23 protein-coding genes are annotated in these 19,756 nt (G+C 67.8%); 12 read left to right on the forward strand and 11 right to left on the reverse strand.

Annotation, left to right across the window (positions count from 1 at the left end; genetic code table 11):
• The first annotated feature begins 35 nt into the window (after window positions 1-35).
• Genes modB through ACFVMC_RS11580 form a run of 3 tightly spaced genes read left to right on the forward strand, consistent with a single transcriptional unit; the run spans window position 36 to window position 2,832 of the window.
• Window positions 36-851 (forward strand): molybdate ABC transporter permease subunit, encoded by an 816-nt coding sequence (modB, locus tag ACFVMC_RS11570; protein ID WP_379209187.1) that lies wholly within the window; start codon window positions 36-38, stop codon window positions 849-851.
• A complete protein-coding gene (locus ACFVMC_RS11575) occupies window positions 848-1,939 on the forward strand; it encodes an ABC transporter ATP-binding protein (protein WP_379209189.1) in 1,092 nt (363 codons plus the stop codon). Before modB ends, ACFVMC_RS11575 begins: the two co-directional genes overlap by 4 nt.
• On the forward strand, window positions 1,936-2,832 hold the full coding sequence (locus ACFVMC_RS11580; protein WP_379209191.1) for a TIGR03619 family F420-dependent LLM class oxidoreductase: 897 nt from the start codon (window positions 1,936-1,938) through the stop codon (window positions 2,830-2,832). The genes ACFVMC_RS11575 and ACFVMC_RS11580 overlap by 4 nt, the downstream gene beginning before the upstream one ends.
• Window positions 2,833-2,837: 5 nt before the next feature.
• Here ACFVMC_RS11580 and ACFVMC_RS11585 read toward each other — a convergent pair whose 3' ends face one another.
• Window positions 2,838-3,725, reverse strand: coding sequence for an NmrA/HSCARG family protein (locus ACFVMC_RS11585; protein ID WP_379209193.1), 888 nt, complete (start codon window positions 3,723-3,725; stop codon window positions 2,838-2,840).
• Window positions 3,726-3,958: 233 nt separating this feature from the next.
• Here ACFVMC_RS11585 and ACFVMC_RS11590 point away from each other — a divergent pair, with 233 nt between their 5' ends.
• The gene (locus ACFVMC_RS11590) at window positions 3,959-4,789 is read left to right on the forward strand and encodes a helix-turn-helix transcriptional regulator (RefSeq protein ID WP_379209195.1); all 831 of its coding nucleotides are present in this window, start codon (window positions 3,959-3,961) and stop codon (window positions 4,787-4,789) included.
• 70 nt (window positions 4,790-4,859) lie between these two features.
• On the forward strand, window positions 4,860-5,585 hold the full coding sequence (locus tag ACFVMC_RS11595) for a sensor domain-containing protein (RefSeq protein ID WP_379209197.1): 726 nt from the start codon (window positions 4,860-4,862) through the stop codon (window positions 5,583-5,585).
• A 6-nt stretch (window positions 5,586-5,591) separates the two neighbouring features.
• On the opposite strand, the gene ACFVMC_RS11600 is transcribed toward ACFVMC_RS11595, so the two are convergent.
• Window positions 5,592-5,942 (reverse strand): hypothetical protein, encoded by a 351-nt coding sequence (locus ACFVMC_RS11600; RefSeq protein ID WP_379209199.1) that lies wholly within the window; start codon window positions 5,940-5,942, stop codon window positions 5,592-5,594.
• Window positions 5,943-5,962: 20 nt separating this feature from the next.
• On the reverse strand, window positions 5,963-6,532 hold the full coding sequence (locus ACFVMC_RS11605) for a TetR/AcrR family transcriptional regulator (protein ID WP_379209201.1): 570 nt from the start codon (window positions 6,530-6,532) through the stop codon (window positions 5,963-5,965).
• Window positions 6,533-6,631: 99 nt separating this feature from the next.
• On the opposite strand from ACFVMC_RS11605, the gene ACFVMC_RS11610 reads away from it, so the two are divergent.
• Entirely contained in the window at window positions 6,632-7,069 is a 438-nt protein-coding gene (locus ACFVMC_RS11610; RefSeq protein ID WP_379209203.1) for a DoxX family protein, read from the forward strand.
• A gap of 160 nt (window positions 7,070-7,229) precedes the next feature.
• On the opposite strand, the gene ACFVMC_RS11615 is transcribed toward ACFVMC_RS11610, so the two are convergent.
• Window positions 7,230-7,973, reverse strand: coding sequence for an SDR family oxidoreductase (locus ACFVMC_RS11615; protein WP_379209205.1), 744 nt, complete (start codon window positions 7,971-7,973; stop codon window positions 7,230-7,232).
• 18 nt (window positions 7,974-7,991) lie between these two features.
• A complete protein-coding gene (locus ACFVMC_RS11620) occupies window positions 7,992-8,360 on the reverse strand; it encodes a hypothetical protein (protein WP_379209206.1) in 369 nt (122 codons plus the stop codon).
• 217 nt (window positions 8,361-8,577) lie between these two features.
• Between ACFVMC_RS11620 and ACFVMC_RS11625 the strand changes: the two genes are divergently transcribed.
• From ACFVMC_RS11625 to ACFVMC_RS11640, 4 genes are all read left to right on the forward strand, one after another.
• The gene (locus tag ACFVMC_RS11625; RefSeq protein ID WP_379209208.1) at window positions 8,578-9,057 is read left to right on the forward strand and encodes a sigma-70 family RNA polymerase sigma factor; all 480 of its coding nucleotides are present in this window, start codon (window positions 8,578-8,580) and stop codon (window positions 9,055-9,057) included.
• A 135-nt stretch (window positions 9,058-9,192) separates the two neighbouring features.
• Window positions 9,193-10,530: an N-acetylmuramoyl-L-alanine amidase gene (locus ACFVMC_RS11630; protein ID WP_379209210.1), complete on the forward strand. Its 1,338-nt coding sequence runs from the start codon at window positions 9,193-9,195 to the stop codon at window positions 10,528-10,530.
• 151 nt (window positions 10,531-10,681) lie between these two features.
• Window positions 10,682-11,737, forward strand: coding sequence for a CobW family GTP-binding protein (locus ACFVMC_RS11635; protein WP_379209212.1), 1,056 nt, complete (start codon window positions 10,682-10,684; stop codon window positions 11,735-11,737).
• Between the two features lie 111 nt (window positions 11,738-11,848).
• On the forward strand, window positions 11,849-11,974 hold the full coding sequence (locus ACFVMC_RS11640) for a hypothetical protein (RefSeq protein ID WP_379209214.1): 126 nt from the start codon (window positions 11,849-11,851) through the stop codon (window positions 11,972-11,974).
• Window positions 11,975-12,258: 284 nt separating this feature from the next.
• Here the strand turns inward: ACFVMC_RS11640 and nrdE are convergent, their stop codons facing one another.
• The 4 genes from nrdE to ACFVMC_RS11660 form a co-directional block, all read right to left on the reverse strand.
• The gene (gene nrdE, locus ACFVMC_RS11645; protein ID WP_379209534.1) at window positions 12,259-14,340 is read right to left on the reverse strand and encodes a class 1b ribonucleoside-diphosphate reductase subunit alpha; all 2,082 of its coding nucleotides are present in this window, start codon (window positions 14,338-14,340) and stop codon (window positions 12,259-12,261) included.
• Window positions 14,341-14,402: 62 nt separating this feature from the next.
• Window positions 14,403-14,858 carry a class Ib ribonucleoside-diphosphate reductase assembly flavoprotein NrdI gene (gene nrdI, locus ACFVMC_RS11650; RefSeq protein WP_379209216.1) on the reverse strand — a complete coding sequence of 152 codons (456 nt, stop codon included), beginning with the start codon at window positions 14,856-14,858 and terminating at the stop codon, window positions 14,403-14,405.
• 37 nt (window positions 14,859-14,895) lie between these two features.
• Entirely contained in the window at window positions 14,896-15,129 is a 234-nt protein-coding gene (gene nrdH / locus ACFVMC_RS11655) for a glutaredoxin-like protein NrdH (protein WP_379209218.1), read from the reverse strand.
• A gap of 416 nt (window positions 15,130-15,545) precedes the next feature.
• Window positions 15,546-16,118 carry an NAD(P)H-dependent oxidoreductase gene (locus ACFVMC_RS11660; RefSeq protein WP_379209220.1) on the reverse strand — a complete coding sequence of 191 codons (573 nt, stop codon included), beginning with the start codon at window positions 16,116-16,118 and terminating at the stop codon, window positions 15,546-15,548.
• 141 nt (window positions 16,119-16,259) lie between these two features.
• Here ACFVMC_RS11660 and ACFVMC_RS11665 point away from each other — a divergent pair, with 141 nt between their 5' ends.
• Both ACFVMC_RS11665 and nadE read left to right on the forward strand, forming a co-directional pair.
• Window positions 16,260-16,874 carry a TetR/AcrR family transcriptional regulator gene (locus ACFVMC_RS11665; RefSeq protein WP_379209536.1) on the forward strand — a complete coding sequence of 205 codons (615 nt, stop codon included), beginning with the start codon at window positions 16,260-16,262 and terminating at the stop codon, window positions 16,872-16,874.
• Between the two features lie 6 nt (window positions 16,875-16,880).
• The gene (gene nadE, locus ACFVMC_RS11670; RefSeq protein ID WP_379209222.1) at window positions 16,881-17,705 is read left to right on the forward strand and encodes an ammonia-dependent NAD(+) synthetase; all 825 of its coding nucleotides are present in this window, start codon (window positions 16,881-16,883) and stop codon (window positions 17,703-17,705) included.
• A 7-nt stretch (window positions 17,706-17,712) separates the two neighbouring features.
• Here nadE and ACFVMC_RS11675 read toward each other — a convergent pair whose 3' ends face one another.
• Both ACFVMC_RS11675 and ACFVMC_RS11680 read right to left on the reverse strand, forming a co-directional pair.
• Window positions 17,713-19,014 carry an RNA polymerase sigma factor gene (locus tag ACFVMC_RS11675; RefSeq protein ID WP_379209224.1) on the reverse strand — a complete coding sequence of 434 codons (1,302 nt, stop codon included), beginning with the start codon at window positions 19,012-19,014 and terminating at the stop codon, window positions 17,713-17,715.
• Window positions 19,011-19,727: a YciI family protein gene (locus tag ACFVMC_RS11680; RefSeq protein ID WP_379209226.1), complete on the reverse strand. Its 717-nt coding sequence runs from the start codon at window positions 19,725-19,727 to the stop codon at window positions 19,011-19,013. Before ACFVMC_RS11680 ends, ACFVMC_RS11675 begins: the two co-directional genes overlap by 4 nt.
• Between the last annotated feature and the right edge of the window lie 29 nt (window positions 19,728-19,756).

The raw sequence follows: 19,756 nt of genomic DNA on the forward strand, positions 1-19,756 counted from the left end.
CCGACGACGCGCCCGCGCCCTGGTGACCTGTGTTCGTGACCGAGTCGCGGATACGTCGCCGATCGGTGCGGGCCCGGCGGCCGCTGGTGCTGGTCGTGCCCGCGCTGCTCGGGCTGGCGTTCCTGCTGGTGCCACTGCTCGGGCTGCTCGGCCGGGCACCGTGGGCGAGTCTGCCGGATCGGCTGTTCAGCACGGAAGTGCTGACCGCACTGCGGCTTTCGCTGGTGTGCGCGACGCTCGCCACAGTCGTCTGCCTGGTGCTCGGCATCCCGCTGGCCTGGGTGCTGGCGCGCGGCGAGGTGCGAGGGCGTGGGCTGTTGCGCGCACTGATCACCGTGCCCCTGGTCCTGCCGCCGGTCGTCGGCGGCGTGGCCCTGCTGCTGGTGCTCGGGCGGCGCGGACTGGTCGGACAGTACCTGCACGACTGGTTCGGTGTGTCCCTGCCGTTCACCACCGCCGGGGTCGTGCTCGCGGAGGCATTCGTCGCCATGCCGTTCCTGGTGATCTCGGTCGAAGGCGCGTTGCGGGCGGCCGATCCGCGATTCGAGGAGGCGGCGGCGACGCTGGGCGCGTCGCGCTGGCTCACCTTCCGGCGGGTGACCCTGCCCGCGGTGCTGCCCGGCGTGATCGCCGGATCGGTGCTGTGCTGGGCGCGGGCGCTCGGCGAATTCGGGGCCACCATCACCTTCGCGGGCAACTTTCCCGGTGAGACCACCACCATGCCGCTGGCGGTCTACCTCGCCCTGGAAACCGATCCCGATGCGGCCATCGTGCTCAGCCTGGTGCTGCTGGCGGTGTCGGTCATCGTGCTGGTCGCGTTGCGGGAGCGCTGGATTCGAGGTGTGTCGTGACCGTGCATGCCGAATTGGGTGTCGCTCGCGGCGGCTTCCGCCTCGACCTGGAATTCGAGGTGGCGGCCGGTGAGGTGGTGGCGCTGCTCGGCCCGAACGGGGCGGGCAAGACGACGGCGCTGCGGGCGCTGGCCGGGCTGACCCCGCTCACGACGGGCAGCCTTCGTGTCGACGAAAAGTGCTGGGACGCACCGCCACGGACGTTCGTGCCGCCGGAGCGGCGCGAGGTCGGGGTGGTCTTCCAGGACTACCTGCTGTTCGCGCATCTCAGCGCGCTCGACAATGTCGCGTTCGGGCTGCGCGCCCGCGGGCAGCGGCGGGCGGCGGCTCGTGAGCGGGCTGCGCAGTGGCTGGACCGGGTCGGCCTCGGCGAGCATCATGCGGCCCAGCCGCGCGCGCTGTCGGGGGGACAGGCGCAACGAGTCGCGCTGGCACGGGCTTTGGCCACCGACCCCCGGCTACTGCTGCTGGACGAGCCGCTGGCCGCGCTGGACGCGAGCACCCGGCTGCGGGTCCGCTCCGATCTGGCCCACCACCTGTCCGACTATCCCGGCCATACCGTCCTGGTCACTCACGATCCGCTCGACGCCATGGTGCTCGCCGATCGACTGGTCATCCTGGAGAACGGTGCCATCGTGCAGCAGGGCACACCCGCCGAGGTGGCCCGGCGGCCTCGTTCCGATTACGTCGCGAACCTGGTGGGGCTCAACCTGTATCGCGGCACCGCCAGCGGAACCCACGTCGTCCTGGACGGTGGCGGCGCGCTCACCGTCGCCGAACCAGGCTCGGGCACAGTGCATGTCGCGTTCGCGCCGAGCGCCGTCGGCCTGCATACCCGGCAACCCGGGGGCAGCCCGCGCAATACCTGGCCGGTGACCGTCGCCGCCATCGAGCAGCATGCCCACACCGTCCGGGTCCGGCTGGACGGCACCCCGCCCGTCCTCGCCGATATCACCCCGGCCACCGTCGCCGAACTGAACCTGCACCCCGGCACCCCTCTGTGGGCCGCCGTCAAAGCCACTGAAACGCATACCTATCCGGCCTGGGCGGATCGCACGCGCGGCGAACCTGGTACGACAGTGCCATGAAGATCGGTTTCTCCATACCGCAGATCGGCGCGCACGCGCCGGCGGCCGCCCGGATCCCGGAGTTCGCCGCCGCCATGGAACACGCCGGCGCGGACAGTCTGTGGGTGGGTGATCGCCTGCTCGCCGCCGTCGATCCCCGGATCGGTTACGCCGGGACGGACACCATTCCACCGGAGTTCAACCAGGTGCTCGATCCGTTCCTCGCCCTGGCGCTGGCCGCGGCGGCGACCGAACGCGTGCGGCTGGGCGCGAATGTGCTGATCGCCCCGCTGTATCCGCCGGCGATCCTGGCGCGCGCACTGACCACCCTGGACGTGGCGAGCGCGGGCAGGCTGATTCCCGGCTTCGGTATCGGCTGGTCGCCGGAGGAGTACGCGGCGGCCGGGGTGCCGTTCACCAAGCGCGGCGCACGACTCGAGCAGACCCTCGACGCCTTGGAAGCGATCTGGACCACCGACCCCGCCGAATACACCGGCAGCCTGGTGTCGGTGCCGCGCCACCGGGCCGAGCTACGCCCGATCCAACAGCCGCGTCCGCCGATCCATCTCGCCGGATTCACGCCGGTGGCGATGGAGCGCATCGGCCGCCGCGGCGACGGCTGGCTGCCGGTGGTCCCGGTGCCGGGTCCGCCCGAATGGGGCGTCCACCTGCGCGCCCTGCGCGACATCGTCGACCGCGTCGCCGAAACCGCCGGTCGCGATCCCGCCGCCATCGAAACCATTGTCCGCGTCAATGTTCGAGCCGGTACCTCGCTCGACCAGGTCGCCGCCGCCGTCCGGCGCACCGTCGACCAGTCCGGATTCGTTGACTTCTTCATCGACCTCACCTACGTCTCCCCCTCGATGGACGGTGCGCTCACCGACGCGCACCGCCTGCTCGACCTGCTCGCCTGAGGGGCTCACACGGTCCACTCGGTGGCCTGGAGCCAGGTCTCCAGGTCCATCAGGTCGGGATGGTGGGCGTGCAGGGTGGAAGTGTCGATGGGGTGACCGGGGGCCTCGTTGAAGTAGGCGAACATCTTGCCGACCTGTTCGTCGAAGGCCTTGATCTGCTCGATCGGGATCTGGTTGCTGTGCGCGGGCAGGCCGGTGACCGTGCCGAACACAGCGGCGATCTGCGGGGGCGTGAGCCGGTCGCCCGAGAGTGGGACGGTCCGGCCGAGGTAGTCCGCTGGGCGGTCGAAGGCGATGGCGGCGAAGGCGCCGATATCCCGGACCGCGATGAGTTCCAGCGGAATATCCGGGCGCACAGCGAGATTCACCAGCAGCTCGCCGTTATCGGTGCGGACCGGCCGGTTGAAGGTGTTGAAGTTGTCCATGAAGAACACCGGGCGCAGGATGGTGGCGGGCAGACCGGCGTCGGCGATGTAGCCCTCGATGGCGGTTTTGGCCGCGTAGTACTCGACGCCGGAATCCTCGCCCGCGCCCTCGAGTGAGCTGTAGACGAAATGCCGCACGCCGAGTTCTTTCGCGAGTTCGACCACCGCCTTACCCCGGCGGGTTTCGGCCGCGATGCCCGCGTCGGTGATGTGGACGCCCTCCATCATGGTCAGCATCATGAACACGCCGTAGACGTCCTTCATGGCAGCCCGCACGGAATCGATGTCGTCCAGATCACCGACGACCGTCTCGGCCCCCGCATCCCGCAGCCCCGCCGCCGCCGGCGCCTCGGGGTCGCGGACGAAAGCCCGGACGTCCCAGCCTCGTTCGAGCAGCTGCCGAGTGGTCGCCCGCCCCTGCTGCCCGGTCGCTCCGATCACCAGAACGGGTCCTTTGTTGTCGCTCATGTCATGCTCCTGGTCGGTGGTGATCGGTGCCGATCACCTGCTGAGAAGAACGTTAGAGACGGGCGGCACCACGGTCCTGGCAGCGATACTGCTACCCAGAAGCGGGCGTGCCGGGGCGACTCGTCACGATCGGAAATGTGCCATAGTTTCGCCGACTATGCCACAGTTAGTTTTCGACGAAATCGCACTCAGAGCAGCCGCTTCGCGCGGCCGCGGGACCTAGGGAATCCAGGATGACCGACAACCATCGCGCCGAACTGGCCGATTTCCTGAAGGCGCATCGCTCCCGGCTGCGGCCCACTGATGTCGGCCTACCCGAGGATCTGGTTCCGGGCCGACGGCGCACGCCCGGCCTGCGCCGTGAGGAAGTCGCCGAACTGGCCGGGGTGAGTCTGACCTGGTACACCTGGCTGGAGCAGGGGCGCAAGATCGCCGCCAGTCCGCAGGTGGTGGATGCGCTGGCACGGGCGCTGCGCCTGGAACCGGTGCAGCACCGGCAGTTGCGGCGTCTGGCCGGGCTCGCCGATCCGGTCGTGAAATATCAAGTGGGGGAGGGGATCCCACGTTTGCAGCGGATGGTCGACGCGATGGTTCCGGCGCCGGCGGTGGTGCACGATGCCCGATTGGATTTCGTGGTGTGGAATTCCGCGTTCAGCCGCATCCGCACCGATCCGGCCGCGTTGGCGCCGGATCGCCGAAACCTGCTGTGGTGGATGTTCACCGACGGGCGTAACCGGGCGATGATGCGTCACTGGGAACCGGCGGCGCGGGCGATCCTGAGCCAGTTCCGGGTGCTGCTGGGCAACGATCCCGGCGATCCGCGCCTGACCCGGGTGGTGGCCGAATTGGGTTCGGCCAGCGCGGAATTCCGCACCTGGTGGTCGGAGTATCCGGTGCGGGACTTCCAGCCCACGATCATCGGCATCGATCACCCCGAAGCCGGGCCGGTCGAGCTGGAACTGTTCCAGCTGCGGCTGGTCGAGAACCCGGAACTCCTACTGGTGCTACAGCTTCCGGCCACCGACGACGATCGCGCCCGTGTGATGACGCTGCTGAAACCGTGAACGGCGCGTACATGGCTGCTTGCCTGATAGCGTATCGCCTGGCAAGTTTCAGTGGGGGGAAAGAATCGCAATGGGGAAACTCGCGCGTGGCCGCATGTTCCGCGTAATGGTTGTTGCCGCAACGATGTCCGTCGCTGCCTGCTCTCCGGGAGCGGAGGATGGTCCGTCGTCGCCCGGCCGAAGCTCGGCTGCGGAGTCACCCGTCGGTATCGAGTCCTACCTGCTCGGCCTCGACGAGATCCGCGCGCTGCGCACCCGCCCGGACATCGTGCTGGAGTGGGTCGCGTCGGCCGGCGACAAGCCCGCACGTTCTCTGCCCTACGGTCCGGTCGAGCCGGCTCGATGCAACAGCGCGGTCGGGATGGAGTACAACCTACAGGTCGAGCAGTGGACGCAGTATCGAAGTAGCGGACTCGGCTATCGCAAGGAGTACTGGATATCTCAGTCGGTGGCATCGTTCCAGGACGAGGCCACCGCGAGTGAGATGTTCGGCCGTATCAAGGACAGTGTCGCCGCCTGCGGGAACTCATCCGGCCTGTATCCGCGCGAACGTACTAATTCAGGGGAAACGGCATTTCCTTTCTCCGTGTCGCTGCGGGACTTCACCGAGACCTCCGCGCGCTGGACGTACGTCATCCGAGGCACGCCGGTTCGCCACGATCCGTCCACCACCGAGGTCTTCGTCGGTGTAGCGCGGAACGTCGTGCTGCACGTGTCGGTCATGGAGCTGGCCGACGCGGCACCGCTCAGTGACGCGATGGCGCAAGCGATTACGCGACGGGTTCAGTCGAAGTGAGCCGTCTCAGCTATCGGCCGCGCCCGGCCAGTCGTCCTCGATGACCAGGTCGGTGGCTGCGTACTGTTCGGCGACCAGGGCGACCGGATAGGCCGGCCAGAAGGAGATCGCCCCGGTGGCCTTGTCGATCACCGACACCGGGGCCAGTGGCGGCGGGGCCGTTCGATCGGCGGGGGTGGGTGTCACGGGGACCACCGTGAAGCAGCTGTCGAATTCGGTGACCACGTTCTCGACGCCCGCCGTCGAATCACCGGGATCCGAGAGGTGGGTGGCCGCGATCCGTTCGGCCTCGGCGAGCGCCACCGGAACGGCGGCATCGGTCGGATAGGCGTGGACGCGCATGGTTCTGCCTATCACAGATAGAAATCCGCTGTGCCTCAATCGAGTTGGACGGCCGCCAGCATCTCCCGGGCAAGCGCCTCCGGATCGTCGGTGGTGGCCAGCGTCGAGTTCCGCAGTGCGCCTTCGCGCCACAGCGATGCGAAGCCGTGCACCAGTGACCAGGCCGCCAGCTGAGCGGCCTGCCGGCGCTGTTGCGGCCGCGCGGGCGTCAGGTCGGCCACGCCCGCGCGCAGCGCCGCCCCGGATCGGGTTCGGGCCGCGGCCAATTGGGGATCGTCACCGTGCAGCAGATCGCTCCGGTACATCACGTCGAAGTGCCCGGGGTGGCGCAGCGCGAACCGCACGTAGGCGACCGCGACCTCCCGGAAATCCGGTCCGGCCCCGGTCAATTCGGCGGCCAGCAGGTCGAAGCCCTCGGTGGCCAGCGCGGTGAGCAGTCCGGCGCGGTCCCCGAAGTGGTGGGCCGGTGCGGCGTGCGAGACCTCGGCTCGGCGTGCCAGTCCGCGCAGCGAGATCGCGTCCACTCCCTCGGTCGCGATCTGCTCGGCGGCCGCGGCCAGGATCGTGGCTCGCAGATCTCCGTGGTGGTAGGTGCTTTTTCCCATGGCTCGATCATGGCCACGAATCTAGTCATTGACAAGTTTTGAAGGCCGGACCTAATCTAGTCACTGTCAAGATCCGCCGCCGATAGAGGAGAATCCCCGATGGCACCCCTGATCGTTCTCGCCGTCGTCACCGCGCTCGCCCGCGTCGCCGGGCTGCTCGGCGGCCCCACCTGGCTCGACTCGTGGGCGCACGCCGCCGCCCTCGGCCTGGCCGCCATGTTCCTGCTCACCGCTTCCGCGCATTTCCTCGAGCCGCGGCGCGGCGGCCTGATCGCGATGGTTCCGCCGCGGCTGGCCAATCCGGCGGCCTGGGTCACCCTCACCGGCGTGCTCGAGGTCGCGGGTGCCATCGGCCTGCTGATTCCGGCGACCACGAGGCTCGCCGCCATCGGGCTGGCGCTGCTGCTGCTCGTCATGTTCCCGGCGAACATCCGTGCCGCCCGGGCCGACCTGGGCATCAAGTCCATGCCGCTGCCGGTGCGCACCGCGGTGCAGGGCCTGTTCCTGGCCGCGGCGGCTGTGGTCGCAGTGGGCTGAGGGGGCCGGGCAGCGCGAAAGCTCGGCGACACCTGTTGCGTCGCCGAGCTTTTCGCGGTCCCGAGGCCCTGCTCCCCCCTCCTGGAGCAGGCCCTGCCGGTTGACAAGAACAATGCCTGGGGGGTCTTGACAGGGACTTAAAGCGCCCTTAAGGCAACGATCACATCCGGGCGATCACCGACTTGGGCAGGCGCGGCAGCAGCACGTCGATCACCCGCCACGGCCACTCCGGCACGCAGGCGCGCACCTGTTCCTTCTCGATCGCCCGCACCATCGCGGCCACGCCCTTGTCCAGCGGCGCGACCAACTTCGCGTCACCGGCCTTGCTCGCCATATCGGTCGCGATGAAACCGGGCAGCAGGGTGGTCACCGCGATGGGTGACCTGGCCAGCTCCACCGCCAGGCCTTCGCCCAGTGCCGCGAGCCCGGCCTTGCTCGCGGAGTAGGCCGCCTTCTTGCCCGGCAGACCGCGCACCGCGCTCATCGACGACACGAGCACCAGATGTCCGGACTCCTGGGCCCGGAAGATCTCCATCGCGGCTTCGGCCTGCGCGAGCGCGCTCACGAAATTGGTGGTGGCGGTGGCGAGATTCGCGTCCGCGCGCCCGCCGCCGATCCGCACACCCTTGCCGATGCCCGCGTTCACGATCACCCGATCCAGGCCGCCCAGTTCCGCACGCAGCTCACCGAAGACGCGCGGCACCGCGGCATGGTCGTCCACGTCGAGGGTGCGCACCGCGACGGTGATGTCCGGGTGCGCGGCGAGTAGTTCCGCGCGCAGGGCTTCCAGCGCGTCCGATCGCCGGGCGCACAGGGCCAGGTCGCGGCCCCTGGCCGCGAATTCGCGGGCCATGCCGGCGCCGAGTCCGGCGCTGGCTCCGGTGATCAGAATCTTGGTCCTCATACGAGAACCCTAACTGTCTCAGCCGCCGAAGGATCCGGTACTGATCGCGGGGACCAGCCGCCATGGACCGCAGTTGGTGGTCTTGAAGGCCACATCGGTCGGCTTGATCAGGACCCGCACCGGGTGTACCCGGGTGAAGTCGTTGCCGATGATGTTCAACTGATCGGTGTTGTCGCCCTCCACCTTCCACAGGCGGCGGTAGTCGCAGCCGAAGGCCGGGTCGGGGGTGCCGGGCGCCTCGTAGGTGCCGGGCACGATGTCGACGCCGACCAGGTAGAGACCGTCCTCGGGCATGGTGTCGGCGGGCTGGGCCGCCGCGACACCGGATATGGCCATGGTCAGTGCGGACGCCAACGCGCCCGCGACCACGAACGCGCGTACACGCATGATCTCTGCTCTCCCTTGTGAATCGGCCCCGACCTCAGCGGTCAGTGATACCAGAGGTCATTCATAGCCGCAGGTGATTCGAGAGATTCTGATCACCTGCACAAAGGGCGGGTTATGGGCCTTGGTTGTCATCCGCACGCTCCGCCGCGATATCCAAGGCGTGAACGAATGTGGCCCCACTTGCGCCGGCCTGTGTACCGAGCGCGGACTCTCGGCAGTGCTGAAAGCCGATCGAGCGCTGCTGCATTGGCGCGCCATGCGCGGACTCGGCGATGTCGGACTGGCCGAACAGGCCGTTCAGGAAACGCTGCTGCGGGCGTGGCGCGCCTGCGCCCGCTTCGACGCGGACAAGGGCAGCGTGCGCACCTGGTTGCTGGCCATCCAGCGCAATGTGCTGATCGATATGAGCCGGGCGCGGGCGGTGCGCCCGATCGACGCGGACTGGTCCGAGCACGGTGACCTGATCGAACTGCGACACGCCAGCCCGGATTTCACCGACGGACTGCTCGACGGTCTGGTCGTGGACGAGCTGCTGTCCCGGCTGCCCGCGGTGCAGCGACACGCGGTGGTGGAGGTGATCCTCCGGGATCGCGCCTACCGGGATGTGGCGGTGGATCTCGGTGTCCCGGTCGGAACCGTGAAGACCCGCGTGCACTACGGGCTGCGGGCCCTGCGCCGCCTCCGACTGGCCGCTTGACCAGCAGTAATAGCCAATCACAATTTGATAAAGGTGCTTGTCATGCTGTGACGGATGTTGCAAGAGTGATCTAGCGAGTTTGGTGTTACTAGTGGGAAGGGAGGGGTGCTCCGTCCCGGGGCACCGACACCGCACATGAAGCCAAGAACTCTGAAGACCGGGCTCTGCACAGGCGTGACGGCCGCGATCGTGGCCACGCTATCCGGACTGCTGCCCACCGCGGCGCACGCCGCACCGGTGCCGCCGGAACTGGCCGCGAAACTGCTCGGCAAGACGATCTTCCTGGACCCCGGTCACCAGGGCGCCAACCACGGCGAGAACCTGGAGCGCCCGGTCGACAACGGCCGCGGCGGCACCAAACCCTGCCAGACCACCGGCATGGTCACCGCCAACGGCGTGCCCGAGCACACCATTACCTGGAATGTGGCCCAGCTGGTCAAGTCGTCGCTGGAGAACCTCGGCGCGCAGGTCGTGCTCAGCCGCGCCGACGACAGCGGCTGGGGCGGCTGCGTCGACGACCGGGCCCGCGCCGCCGGCGCTTCCGGAGCGGCCGTAGCGGTGAGCATCCACGCCGACAGCGCGCCGCAGGCCGGATCCGGTTTCCACCTCATCGTGCCGCAGCTGCCGATCCCCGATCCGGCGGCGAATCAAGCCCAGTCCACCGCGGGTCTGGCGGCGTCCACGGTAGTGCGTGATGCCTATCTGCAGGCCGGTTTTCACCCCGCCCAGTACGCCGGAGTGCAGGACGGGTTGCAGACCAGGGCCGATATCGCCGGGCCCGCGCTGTCCGCGGTGCCGACGGTATTCGTCGAGATGGGCAACGGCGCGGACCCGGAGGACGCGGCGGTCCTGGAGAGCGAAGCCGGTCAGCTGCGCCACGCCATGGCGATCACCACCGGGCTGGCCAGCCATCTGCTCGGCGTCGCACCGGGCGGTACCGGATCGGCCGACAACGCGACGGCCGGGGTACCGCTCTCGCAGCCGATGCGGGTGCCGAACGTGGTGCGCAACGCCCCGCGGCCGACGACGCCGGAAGCCGAGACCACGCCGACCCCGCAGTACCGGGCCGCGCCGAGTAGCCCGACCCCGGGCAATCAGTATCAAGCCGCGCCGGGCACGCCGACCCCGGGCAGCCAGTATCAAGCCGCGCCGGGATCGCAGACCCCGACAACGCCGGGTAATCAGTACCAGGCCGCCCCGAGCACGCCGGGTTCGCAGTACCAGGCCGCCCCGGGCTGTCCGACCACCGCGGACACCGCGCAGGTTCCGGGCTGCTCGGTCCCGGGTACCCAGTCCGATCCGAAGACCAAGTCCGACACCGACAAACCGGATACCAGCACCCTGGTCACCGCGGGCATGCAGTTGTTGATGCCGCTGATCCGCTCGTTCGGCATGGACAACTCCGCCATCACCTCGGAGCTGATCAACCTGGCCTACACCCTGGCGAGCACCCTGCTGGGGCCCGCCGACTAGATTCGCGACCTGTCCCGGCCGCCCGGAGTGCCGGACGCCGTCGGAGCCCACACCTCCGACCATGGCGTCCGGCATTTTCGGTTCCACTAGGCTGGCTTTTCGTGGGTCGCGGCGTGAGCTCAGCGCCCGGAGGCGGTAGCGAAGCGTAACCATGGAGGGCGTAGTGAACGCCGCAAATCGGGCACAGCCGATTCCTGTTCTGATCGTGGCGGGATTTCTCGGATCCGGGAAGACCACGCTGCTCAACCATCTGCTGCGCAGCCGGGGCGCCCGGATCGGGGTGGTGGTCAACGATTTCGGGGCGATCAATATCGATGCCATGCTGGTCGCCGGGCAGGTCGATGCGATGGTGTCGCTCGGTAACGGCTGCGTCTGCTGCGCGGTCGACATCACCGAACTCGACGACATGTTCACGGCGCTGTCCGAACCGCGCGCCCGCATCGATGTGATCGTGGTGGAGGCCAGCGGGCTGGCCGAACCGCGCAATCTGATCCGGATGGTGGCCGGCAGTGCGAACCCGCGGATCCGCTACGGCGGTCTGGTGCAGGTGGTGGACGCCGCGGAGTTCCCGGCGAGCCGGACCCGGCATCCGGAGCTGGCCACGCACCTGCGGCTCGCGGATCTGGTGGTGCTCAACAAGGCCGACCGGGTATCGGCGGCGGAACTGGCGGACCTGCGTGGTGCGCTCACCGAGCTGGTGGGGCAGGTCCCGGTCTACGCGACCACGCACGGCCGGCTCGAACCCGGGCTGCTCTTCGATCTCCCGGTTCGCGAGCAGTCCACGGTGGCAACGCAATTGAGTTTCGACGAGCTGCTGCTCGACCACGACCACGACGATCCGGCACACCGGCACCTGCACGACGACTACACGACCGTGTCGTTTCGCAGCGATCAGGATCTCGACCCGCGCCGCCTGGTCGATTTCCTGGAGGACCCGCCCACCGGACTGTTCCGCGCCAAGGGTTTCGCCGCGTTCGCCGTCGCGGGCGAACGGCGCAGGTTCGGTTTCCACCTGGTCGGACGGCACCTGGTCTTCGAACCCGCGGCCTGGCCGCGCGCCGAGCCCCGCGCCACCCAACTGGTCCTGATCGGAGCGGGCCTGGATGCCGACACCGCCCTGAAACGCCTGCACGACACCGTGCACACCGGCACCGAACCACTGAATCCACAAGCACTACTGGGTGTTTGGCGCTATACCCCACACTGACTCCGGTGCTCGCCACCGATGAACCCAAGCGAGTAGGATGCCCAAACCGAATTCGTCAACGACTTCGGCCGCGCCGTTCTCGCCTCCGCCGAACTCGGCAATTGGCAGGCCATGGCACAGATGCTGCACGAGTGGCACGCCACTGCGTTGATCTACGCCGACCCGGTGCTGTCCCGGAAGCTGTCCGAACCGATCGAGGGTGATTTCGGCCCCGTTCCGCCACCGATGGGCGAATGATGGCGGCAAAACGAGGGGATCGAGTCGCGCCGCCGCGTCAACCCGGCATGTGGGAGGCACGTTTTGGCGACAGCATCACCTCAGAAGGGCGTACGCAACTCGCCTCTTCCATGGTGAGGTCCTTGACCAATGGCAGTACGAGGTGACAGCCGGAGGTCGGATCTGGTACTGCCTGGAGCCGGATAAACAGATCGTGTGGATAGTCGAAGTGTTCGTCGGCCATCCCAAACAGACCGAGTAACGAGAAGGGCGGCATTCCATGGGAGGCCGCCCTTCTCGGTGAGTTACAGCATGCAGGACACGCAGCCCTCTACTTCGGTGCCTTCCAGCGCCATCTGGCGCAGGCGGATGTAGTAGAGCGTCTTGATGCCCTTGCGCCAGGCGTAGATCTGGGCCTTGTTCAGGTCGCGGGTGGTGACGGTGTCCTTGAAGAACAGGGTCAGCGACAGGCCCTGGTCCACGTGCTGGGTGGCCGCGGCGTAGGTGTCGATGATCTTCTCGTAGCCGATCTCGTAGGCGTCCTCGTAATATTCGAGGTTGTCGTTGGTGAGATACGGGGCCGGGTAGTAGACCCGGCCGATCTTGCCTTCCTTGCGGATCTCGATCTTCGACGCCACCGGGTGAATCGAGCTGGTGGAGTTGTTGATGTAGGAGATCGAGCCGGTCGGCGGGACCGCCTGCAGGTTCTGGTTGTAGATGCCGTGCTCCATCACCAGCGCTTTGAGCTGCCGCCAGTCGTCCTGGGTCGGAATGTGCACGCCCGCCTCGGCGAACAGCTCCCGAACCCGTTCGGTCCGCGGCTCCCACACCTGCTCGGTGTACTTGTCGAAGAACTCACCGCTGGCGTACTTCGATTCCGGGAACCCGCCGAAGTAGCTGCCGCGCTCCTGCGCGATCAGGTTCGAGGCCCGAATCGCGTGGTAGACAACGGTGTAGAAGTAGATGTTGGTGAAGTCGATGCCCTCTTCGGACCCGTAGTGCACCCGTTCGCGCGCCAGATACCCGTGCAGGTTCATCTGCCCCAGCCCGATGGCGTGGGACTGGTTGTTGCCCTGCTCGATCGAGGGCACCGAGTAGATGTGGGTCTGATCCGATACCGCGGTCAGCGCCCGGATCGCGGTCTCGATGGTCTGCGCGAAGTCCGGCGAATCCATCGATTTGGCGATGTTCATCGAGCCCAGGTTGCAGGAGATGTCCTTGCCGACCTCGGCGTAGGACAGGTCGTCGTTGAACACCGACGGGGTGGAAACCTGCAGGATCTCCGAGCACAGGTTCGAATGCGTGATCTTGCCGGCGATCGGGTTGGCCCGATTCACCGTGTCCTCGAACATGATGTACGGGTAGCCCGACTCGAACTGGAGCTCGGCGATGGTCTGGAAGAACTCGCGCGCCTTGATCTTCGACTTGCGGATCCGCTTGTCGTCGACCATCTCGTAGTACTTCTCGGTGACATCGATGTCGGCGAACGGCTTGCCGTAGATGCGTTCCACGTCGTACGGCGAGAAGAGGTACATGTCCTCGTTCTTCTTCGCCAGCTCGAAGGTGATGTCGGGGATCACCACACCCAGCGACAGCGTCTTGATGCGGATCTTCTCGTCCGCGTTCTCGCGCTTGGTGTCCAGGAATCGGTAGATGTCGGGGTGGTGCGCGTGCAGGTACACCGCGCCCGCGCCCTGTCGCGCGCCGAGCTGGTTGGCGTAGGAGAACGAGTCCTCCAGCAGTTTCATGATCGGGATGACGCCCGAACTCTGGTTCTCGATCTTCTTGATCGGCGCGCCGTGCTCGCGAATGTTGCTGAGCAGCAGGGCGACACCGCCGCCGCGCTTGGACAGCTGCAGCGCGGAGTTGATGGAGCGCCCGATCGACTCCATGTTGTCCTCGATGCGCAGCAGGAAGCAGGACACCGGCTCGCCGCGCTGCTTCTTGCCCGAGTTGAGGAAGGTCGGGGTGGCGGGCTGGAAACGGCCGTCGATGATCTCGTCGACCAGCTTGCCCGCCAGCACCTGGTCGCCGTCGGCGAGGGTGAGCGCGACCATGCAGACGCGGTCCTCGAAGCGCTCCAGGTAGCGCTTACCGTCGAAGGTCTTCAGCGTGTACGAGGTGTAGTACTTGAACGCACCGAGGAAGGTGGGGAACCGGAACTTGTGCGCGTAGGCCTGTTTGAACAGCTGCTTGATGAACGCGCGGCTGTACTTCTCCAGCACCTCGGGCTCGTAGTAGTTCTCTTCGACCAGGTAGTCCAGCTTCTCGTCCAGGTTGTGGAAGAAGACGGTGTTCTGGTTGACGTGCTGCAGGAAGTACTGGTGCGCGGCCTCGCGGTCCTTGTCGAACTGGATCTCGCCGTTGGGGCCGTACAGGTTGAGCATGGCGTTGAGGGCGTGGTAGTCCAAGACCTCACCGGCTTCCGCGGTACGAACCGGCGGCTGCTCTAGACGAGCTGACTTGCCTGCCGGTGCTGTCGTTGCTGTTGCCAAAACAATCCCAATCCCTCGCGGACGCGCTCGACGTCCTCAGCGGTTCCCATGAGTTCGAAGCGATACAGGTAGGGCACCCCGCATTTACGCGAGATGACTTCTCCTGCGGCGCAGAAGGTATCGCCGAAGTTCGTGTTCCCGGCCGCGACGACGCCGCGCAGCAGGGCACGGTTGTGCGGATCGTTGAGGAACTTGGCGACTTGCCGCGGTACGAATTCCTTGTCGGCGCGGGTGCCCCCCAGGACGTGCCGACCACCGCCGTAGGTGGGGGTGATCAGCACGTAGGGCTCGTCGACGCGAATCGTCTCGGCGGCGGTGTGCAGTGGTATGCGAGTGGCCGGGAGACCCAGCTTCTCGACGAATCGATGTGTGTTCTCCGACGCGCTGGAGAAGTACACCAGACCGGTCATGGTCGGGCCTCCTTCCTCGAGCGGAACGGCGCGAAGATCAGGCGGCGACGGTGGCGAGCGACTTGATGCGGTCGGGCCGGAAGCCGGACCAGTGGTCCTCGCCGGCGACGACGACGGGGGCTTGCAGGTAGCCGAGGGCCATGACGTAGTCGCGGGCCTCCGCGTTCTCGGAGATGTCGACGATGTCGTACTCCAGGCCGATCTTGTCGAGGGCCTTGTAGGTGGCATTGCACTGGACACAAGCGGGCTTGGTGTACACGGTGATCGTCATTGGTGTCCCTCTCTCCAAGTCTGTAGACGCTTGCTGCGCAAACTCCTGGATCCGTCTGCGAAACCCCTGTTCGCACCGCTTCGAGCCGGTGCGCCCCGCCGGGTGTCTCGCGTCGTCCTCCAGCAGTGAAGACACTACACCTAGTGGCCGACAGAATCATCCAACACGACATGTTGCGAGTCACAAAGATGAAATTCCCTGGCGGTAAGTACCTGGACGATTGATTCGCAACACGACACGGTCATGACGTAGATCACAATTTCGTAGCACAGCTCTTTCTCAGCAAACTTTTTCCGACGCTCCTGTCACACCTGCCACGGCCGTCTCGTCATCCCCATGTGGATCCATGCGACACGCCGATGACAAGAGGCCGCCCGGTCGGTACCGGACGGCCTCTCCTGCGGGCGGGTGAAAGTTCAGGCGGACACAACGCCGGCTCCCTGTGCGGCCACGACCAGCTCATGCACCGACGCGCCCAGCTGCGTCAGCGCCTCGGCGTCCTCGCGCGGATGTGCCGCGCCGAACCGCTCGCCGATCACGCCGAAGTGCGCGTGCGCGGCCTCCACGACGGTGCTGCCCGCCACGCCCAGCGCCTTGACCACGTCGCCGTGCGACCAGCGCGCGGCGTTCGCGCTGATCGACGCGCTCACCACCGCGGCGGGCTTGGCCTGCAGCGCGCCCGCGCCGTACGGCCGTGAGGCCCAGTCGATGGCGTTCTTCAGCACCGCGGGAATGGTGCCGTTGTATTCGGGGGTTACCAGCAGCACGCCGTCGGCCGCCGCGACCGCGTCGCGCAGTGCCTGTGCGGCGGCGGGCACCGCGCCCGGTACGTCGATGTCCTCGTTGTAGAAGGGGATGTCACCGAGCCCCTCGTAGAGGGTGATCTCGACGCCCTCGGGCGCGGTCTGCACGGCCGCCTCGGCGAGCTGGCGATTGACCGACGCGGCGCGCAGGCTGCCGACGAGAGCGAGGATTCGGGTCTGGGACATGATGACTCCTGATGTACTGGAAGCTGCGGTGATGGGAAGCTGTCACCCGAGACTAACCGGACTTTGGTCCGGTTCCATTCCCACGAGAGTGTGAGCAGGACAGTGACCTACAGCACATCACTGCCCGGGGACCGCCCCGGCGTGCGCAACCTGCTGCCCCCACCGCGTTCCGGACAGCCCGCGGGCGCCGAGGCCCACGAGCGCGCCGACGCCGCCCGCAACCGCCAGCTGCTGCTCGACGCGGCCCAGCAACTGGTCCGGGAGCAGGGCGTCGACGGACTCACCATGGACGCCCTGGCCAAGCGCGCCGGCGTCGGCAAGGGCACCGTGTTCCGGCGCTTCGGCAATCGCTCCGGCCTCATGCGCGCGCTGCTCGATCACTCCGACACGAAATTCCAGGCCGCCTTCATGTTCGGCCCGCCCCCGCTGGGCCCGGGCGCGCCCGCGCTGGATCGCCTCATCGCCTTCGGACGGGCCCGGCTGCTCGATATCGAGGTGGAGGGCGAACTGCACCGCGCCGCGGAGATCGGCGAGGGTGTCGGGCGCTATGGCGGGCCGCCCTACGGTCTGCTCAAAGCGCATGTGTCGCTGCTGCTGCGCGCGGCGGACGCGCACGGTGAGATACCGCTGCTGGCCGACGGTCTGCTCGCCGTGCTCGGCGCGCCCATGGTGCTGTACCAGATGACCGCGCTCGGTTACACGCGCGAACAAATCGGTGACAACTGGGAAGCCTTCGTGCGCCGCATCGTAGAGTGAGTTGTCATGGGTAGTCTGCGCGAACAGATCGTCACGGAGTTGGGTGTCCAGCCGAGCATCGAACCGAAACAAGAGGTGCGACGGCGCGTCGATTTCCTGAAGGACTATCTGCGGTCCACGCCCGCAAAGGGATTCGTGCTCGGCATCAGCGGCGGCCAGGACAGCGCGCTGACCGGCCGACTATGCCAGCTGGCCGCCGAGGAACTGCGCGCCGACGGCTTCGAGGCCACCTTCGTCGCGGTGCGCCTGCCCTACGGTGTGCAGGCCGACGAGGCCGACGCGCGCGTCGCCATGCGGTTCATCCAGCCCGACCGCTCGGTCGTGGTCAATATCCGTCCCAGCGCCAATGCCGTCGCCGCCGAGGTGGCCACCGCGGTGAAGGTGGACAAGCTCCGCGATTTCGTGCGCGGCAATATCAAGGCCCGCGAGCGCATGGTGGTGCAGTACGCCCTCGCCGGACAGGAGAACCTGCTGGTCGTGGGCACTGACCACGCGGCGGAGGCGGTCACCGGTTTCTTCACCAAGTTCGGTGACGGCGGCGTGGACCTGACCCCGCTCACCGGCCTGACCAAGCGTCAGGGCGCGGCCCTGCTCCAGGAGCTCGGCGCGCCGTCGAGCATCTGGTCCAAGGTGCCGACCGCCGACCTGGAGGACGACCGGCCGGCCCTGCCCGACGAGGAGGCGCTCGGGCTGCGCTACAGCGAGATCGACGACTACCTCGAGGGCAAGGACGTCACCGACGAGGTGGCCGCCAAGGTCGAGACCATCTACCGCAATACCCGGCACAAGCGCACCGTGCCGGTCACGCCGCTCGATACCTGGTGGCACTGAACATCTTTCACGTCGTCGGCCCGGCGGACTCGGGCCGGGCGGTCGCCGCGCGGACAGAGCCCGCCCCCGCGGCGACCTCGGCGAGACGGCGCTCGAGGAAGCGGCGTACCTGATCGTTTCCGGTGGTCGCGATCGCCTGCCGGTAGTACACTGCGGCCTCGGTGCGGCGGCCCGCCCGGCGCAGCAGATCCGCGCGGGTGGCCACGACCAGGTGCGAATCGGCCAGGCGTGGATGATCGACGATCTCGTCCAATGCCGTCAGGCCGGCGTCGACGCCGTCGCGGAAGGCGAGGGCGATCGCGCGGTTCACTCGCACCGCGGGCGATCGGCTGTATCGCGCCAGCTCGTCGTAGGCGGAAACGATGGCCCGCCAATCGGTTTCCGGCCAGCTCGGCGCGCCGGCGTGCGCGGCGGCGATTCGGGCCTGCGCGGTATACGGGCCGCTGTGACCGTCCGCCGCGGCCGAGACCAGCCACCGCAGTCCGGCATCGATGGCGGCGCGGTTCCAGTGCGTCCGGTCCTGCTCCTCCAACGGCACCAATTCACCTGCGGGAGAACGCCGTTGGTCGCGACGGCTGTCGTTGAGCAGCATCAGTGCCAGCAGCGCGCGAGCCTCCGGCTCCCCGGGCAGCAGCCCGCACAGCAGTCGGCCGAGCCGAATGGCCTCGTCGCACAGGTCATCTCGCACCGCCGAGCTGCCCGAGGTGGCGAAGTAGCCCTCGCTGAAGACCAGATAGACACACGCCAGCACGGCGGAGGTGCGCTCCGGCAGCAGGCTCGCGGGCGGCACCCGCAGCGGAATCCCGGCCTGCCGGATCTTGGCCTTCGCGCGAGTGAGTCGTTGCGCCACCGTGTGTTCCGACTGCAGGAAGGCGCGCGCGATCTCACTGGTCCGCAGCCCGCACACCAGCCGCAGGGTCAGTGCGACCTGGGATTCGGCCGACAGCGCCGGATGGCAACAGGTGAAGATCATCCGTAACTGGTCGTCGGCGACCGGAGACATGTCCAGCTCCTGCTCCGGTGCCGGAAACCCGATCCGCTCGACTCGCACCGCGTCCTGTTCCTTCGTCGCCCGCGCGGATTCGCGGCGCAACCGATCCAGGGCGCGATTGCGGGCGGCGGTGGTGATCCACGCGCCCGGATTGTCCGGGCGGCCGCGCGCGGGCCAGCTGCGCACCGCGTCGGCGAACGCTTCCTGCACCGCGTCCTCGGCCAGGCCGATATCGCCGACCAGCCGGGCCACCGTGGCCAGCGTCCGGCCGAACTCGGCGCGGTAGACCGCGTCGATTCCGGCCGGGTCCGCCGTCATTCCCAAGCGCCCAGATCCACGATCTGCCGCACCTCGACATGTCCTTTCGCGCCGCACGGGATCCGGGTCGCGATCTCGGTCGCCGCCGCCCGATCGGGCGCGGTGAACAGATAGAACCCGTCCACCACCTCGGTGTACTCGGGAAAGGGGCCGTCGGTGAGCAGCAGCTCGCCGTCCCGCACCCGCAGGGTAGTGGCGGTCGTGGGCGGTTGGACCGCCGCGCCGCCGCGCAGCACCGCACCGTATTCGTTGCCGAAGCGTTTGTGCTCACCCACAGCCGCGTCCCACTCGGGCGTATCCGGGACGATCACGGCGTCGGGCCGATCCCAGAGCAGCGCCATCCACCAGTCCGCCCCGGGATTCTCGTGCGGGAAATAAGTGACGACAGGACGCAATTCGATGCTGTCGGTCTCCGCGACCGGGATCCGGCGGGCCAGCTGGATCGCTTCGTCGAGATCGGCGCAATCCAGCACGTAGAAGCCGCCGACCACCTCGGCCTGCTCGGTGAACGGGCCGTCCGTGACCAGTGCCGCGCCGTCCGCGTGCCGGACGGTCACGGCCGCGTCGGCGGGATACAGCGCCGCGCCGCCCGCGATCGCGGCGCCCGCGTGCTGCTCGAATTCCGCGTAGCGGGCCACCTCAGCATCGAATTCCGGGCTGCCGGGCTCCGGTCCGTCGTGTTCGGGTCCGGCCAATGTCGCCAGGTAGTGCATACGATCATCTCCCTCGATTCACGGGGTCC

The sequence above is a fragment of the Nocardia sp. NPDC127579 genome, assembly GCF_042672005.1.
In the GTDB taxonomy this organism is placed as follows: Bacteria; Actinomycetota; Actinomycetes; order Mycobacteriales; family Mycobacteriaceae; genus Nocardia.

Coding starts and splice junctions, on each gene's coding strand:
- ACFVMC_RS11595 (WP_379209197.1), top strand. CDS start 4,860: ATGGGGAAACTCGCGCGTGGCCGCATGTTCCGCGTAATGGTTGTTGCC.
- ACFVMC_RS11610 (WP_379209203.1), top strand. CDS start 6,632: ATGGCACCCCTGATCGTTCTCGCCGTCGTCACCGCGCTCGCCCGCGTC.
- ACFVMC_RS11605 (WP_379209201.1), bottom strand. CDS start 6,532: ATGGGAAAAAGCACCTACCACCACGGAGATCTGCGAGCCACGATCCTG.
- ACFVMC_RS11615 (WP_379209205.1), bottom strand. CDS start 7,973: ATGAGGACCAAGATTCTGATCACCGGAGCCAGCGCCGGACTCGGCGCC.
- ACFVMC_RS11585 (WP_379209193.1), bottom strand. CDS start 3,725: ATGAGCGACAACAAAGGACCCGTTCTGGTGATCGGAGCGACCGGGCAG.
- ACFVMC_RS11660 (WP_379209220.1), bottom strand. CDS start 16,118: ATGTCCCAGACCCGAATCCTCGCTCTCGTCGGCAGCCTGCGCGCCGCG.
- ACFVMC_RS11640 (WP_379209214.1), top strand. CDS start 11,849: ATGGCACAGATGCTGCACGAGTGGCACGCCACTGCGTTGATCTACGCC.
- nrdH (WP_379209218.1), bottom strand. CDS start 15,129: ATGACGATCACCGTGTACACCAAGCCCGCTTGTGTCCAGTGCAATGCC.
- ACFVMC_RS11580 (WP_379209191.1), top strand. CDS start 1,936: ATGAAGATCGGTTTCTCCATACCGCAGATCGGCGCGCACGCGCCGGCG.
- ACFVMC_RS11680 (WP_379209226.1), bottom strand. CDS start 19,727: ATGCACTACCTGGCGACATTGGCCGGACCCGAACACGACGGACCGGAG.
- nadE (WP_379209222.1), top strand. CDS start 16,881: ATGGGTAGTCTGCGCGAACAGATCGTCACGGAGTTGGGTGTCCAGCCG.
- ACFVMC_RS11635 (WP_379209212.1), top strand. CDS start 10,682: ATGGAGGGCGTAGTGAACGCCGCAAATCGGGCACAGCCGATTCCTGTT.
- nrdI (WP_379209216.1), bottom strand. CDS start 14,858: ATGACCGGTCTGGTGTACTTCTCCAGCGCGTCGGAGAACACACATCGA.
- ACFVMC_RS11630 (WP_379209210.1), top strand. CDS start 9,193: ATGAAGCCAAGAACTCTGAAGACCGGGCTCTGCACAGGCGTGACGGCC.
- ACFVMC_RS11590 (WP_379209195.1), top strand. CDS start 3,959: ATGACCGACAACCATCGCGCCGAACTGGCCGATTTCCTGAAGGCGCAT.
- nrdE (WP_379209534.1), bottom strand. CDS start 14,340: ATGCTCAACCTGTACGGCCCCAACGGCGAGATCCAGTTCGACAAGGAC.
- ACFVMC_RS11675 (WP_379209224.1), bottom strand. CDS start 19,014: ATGACGGCGGACCCGGCCGGAATCGACGCGGTCTACCGCGCCGAGTTC.
- ACFVMC_RS11620 (WP_379209206.1), bottom strand. CDS start 8,360: ATGCGTGTACGCGCGTTCGTGGTCGCGGGCGCGTTGGCGTCCGCACTG.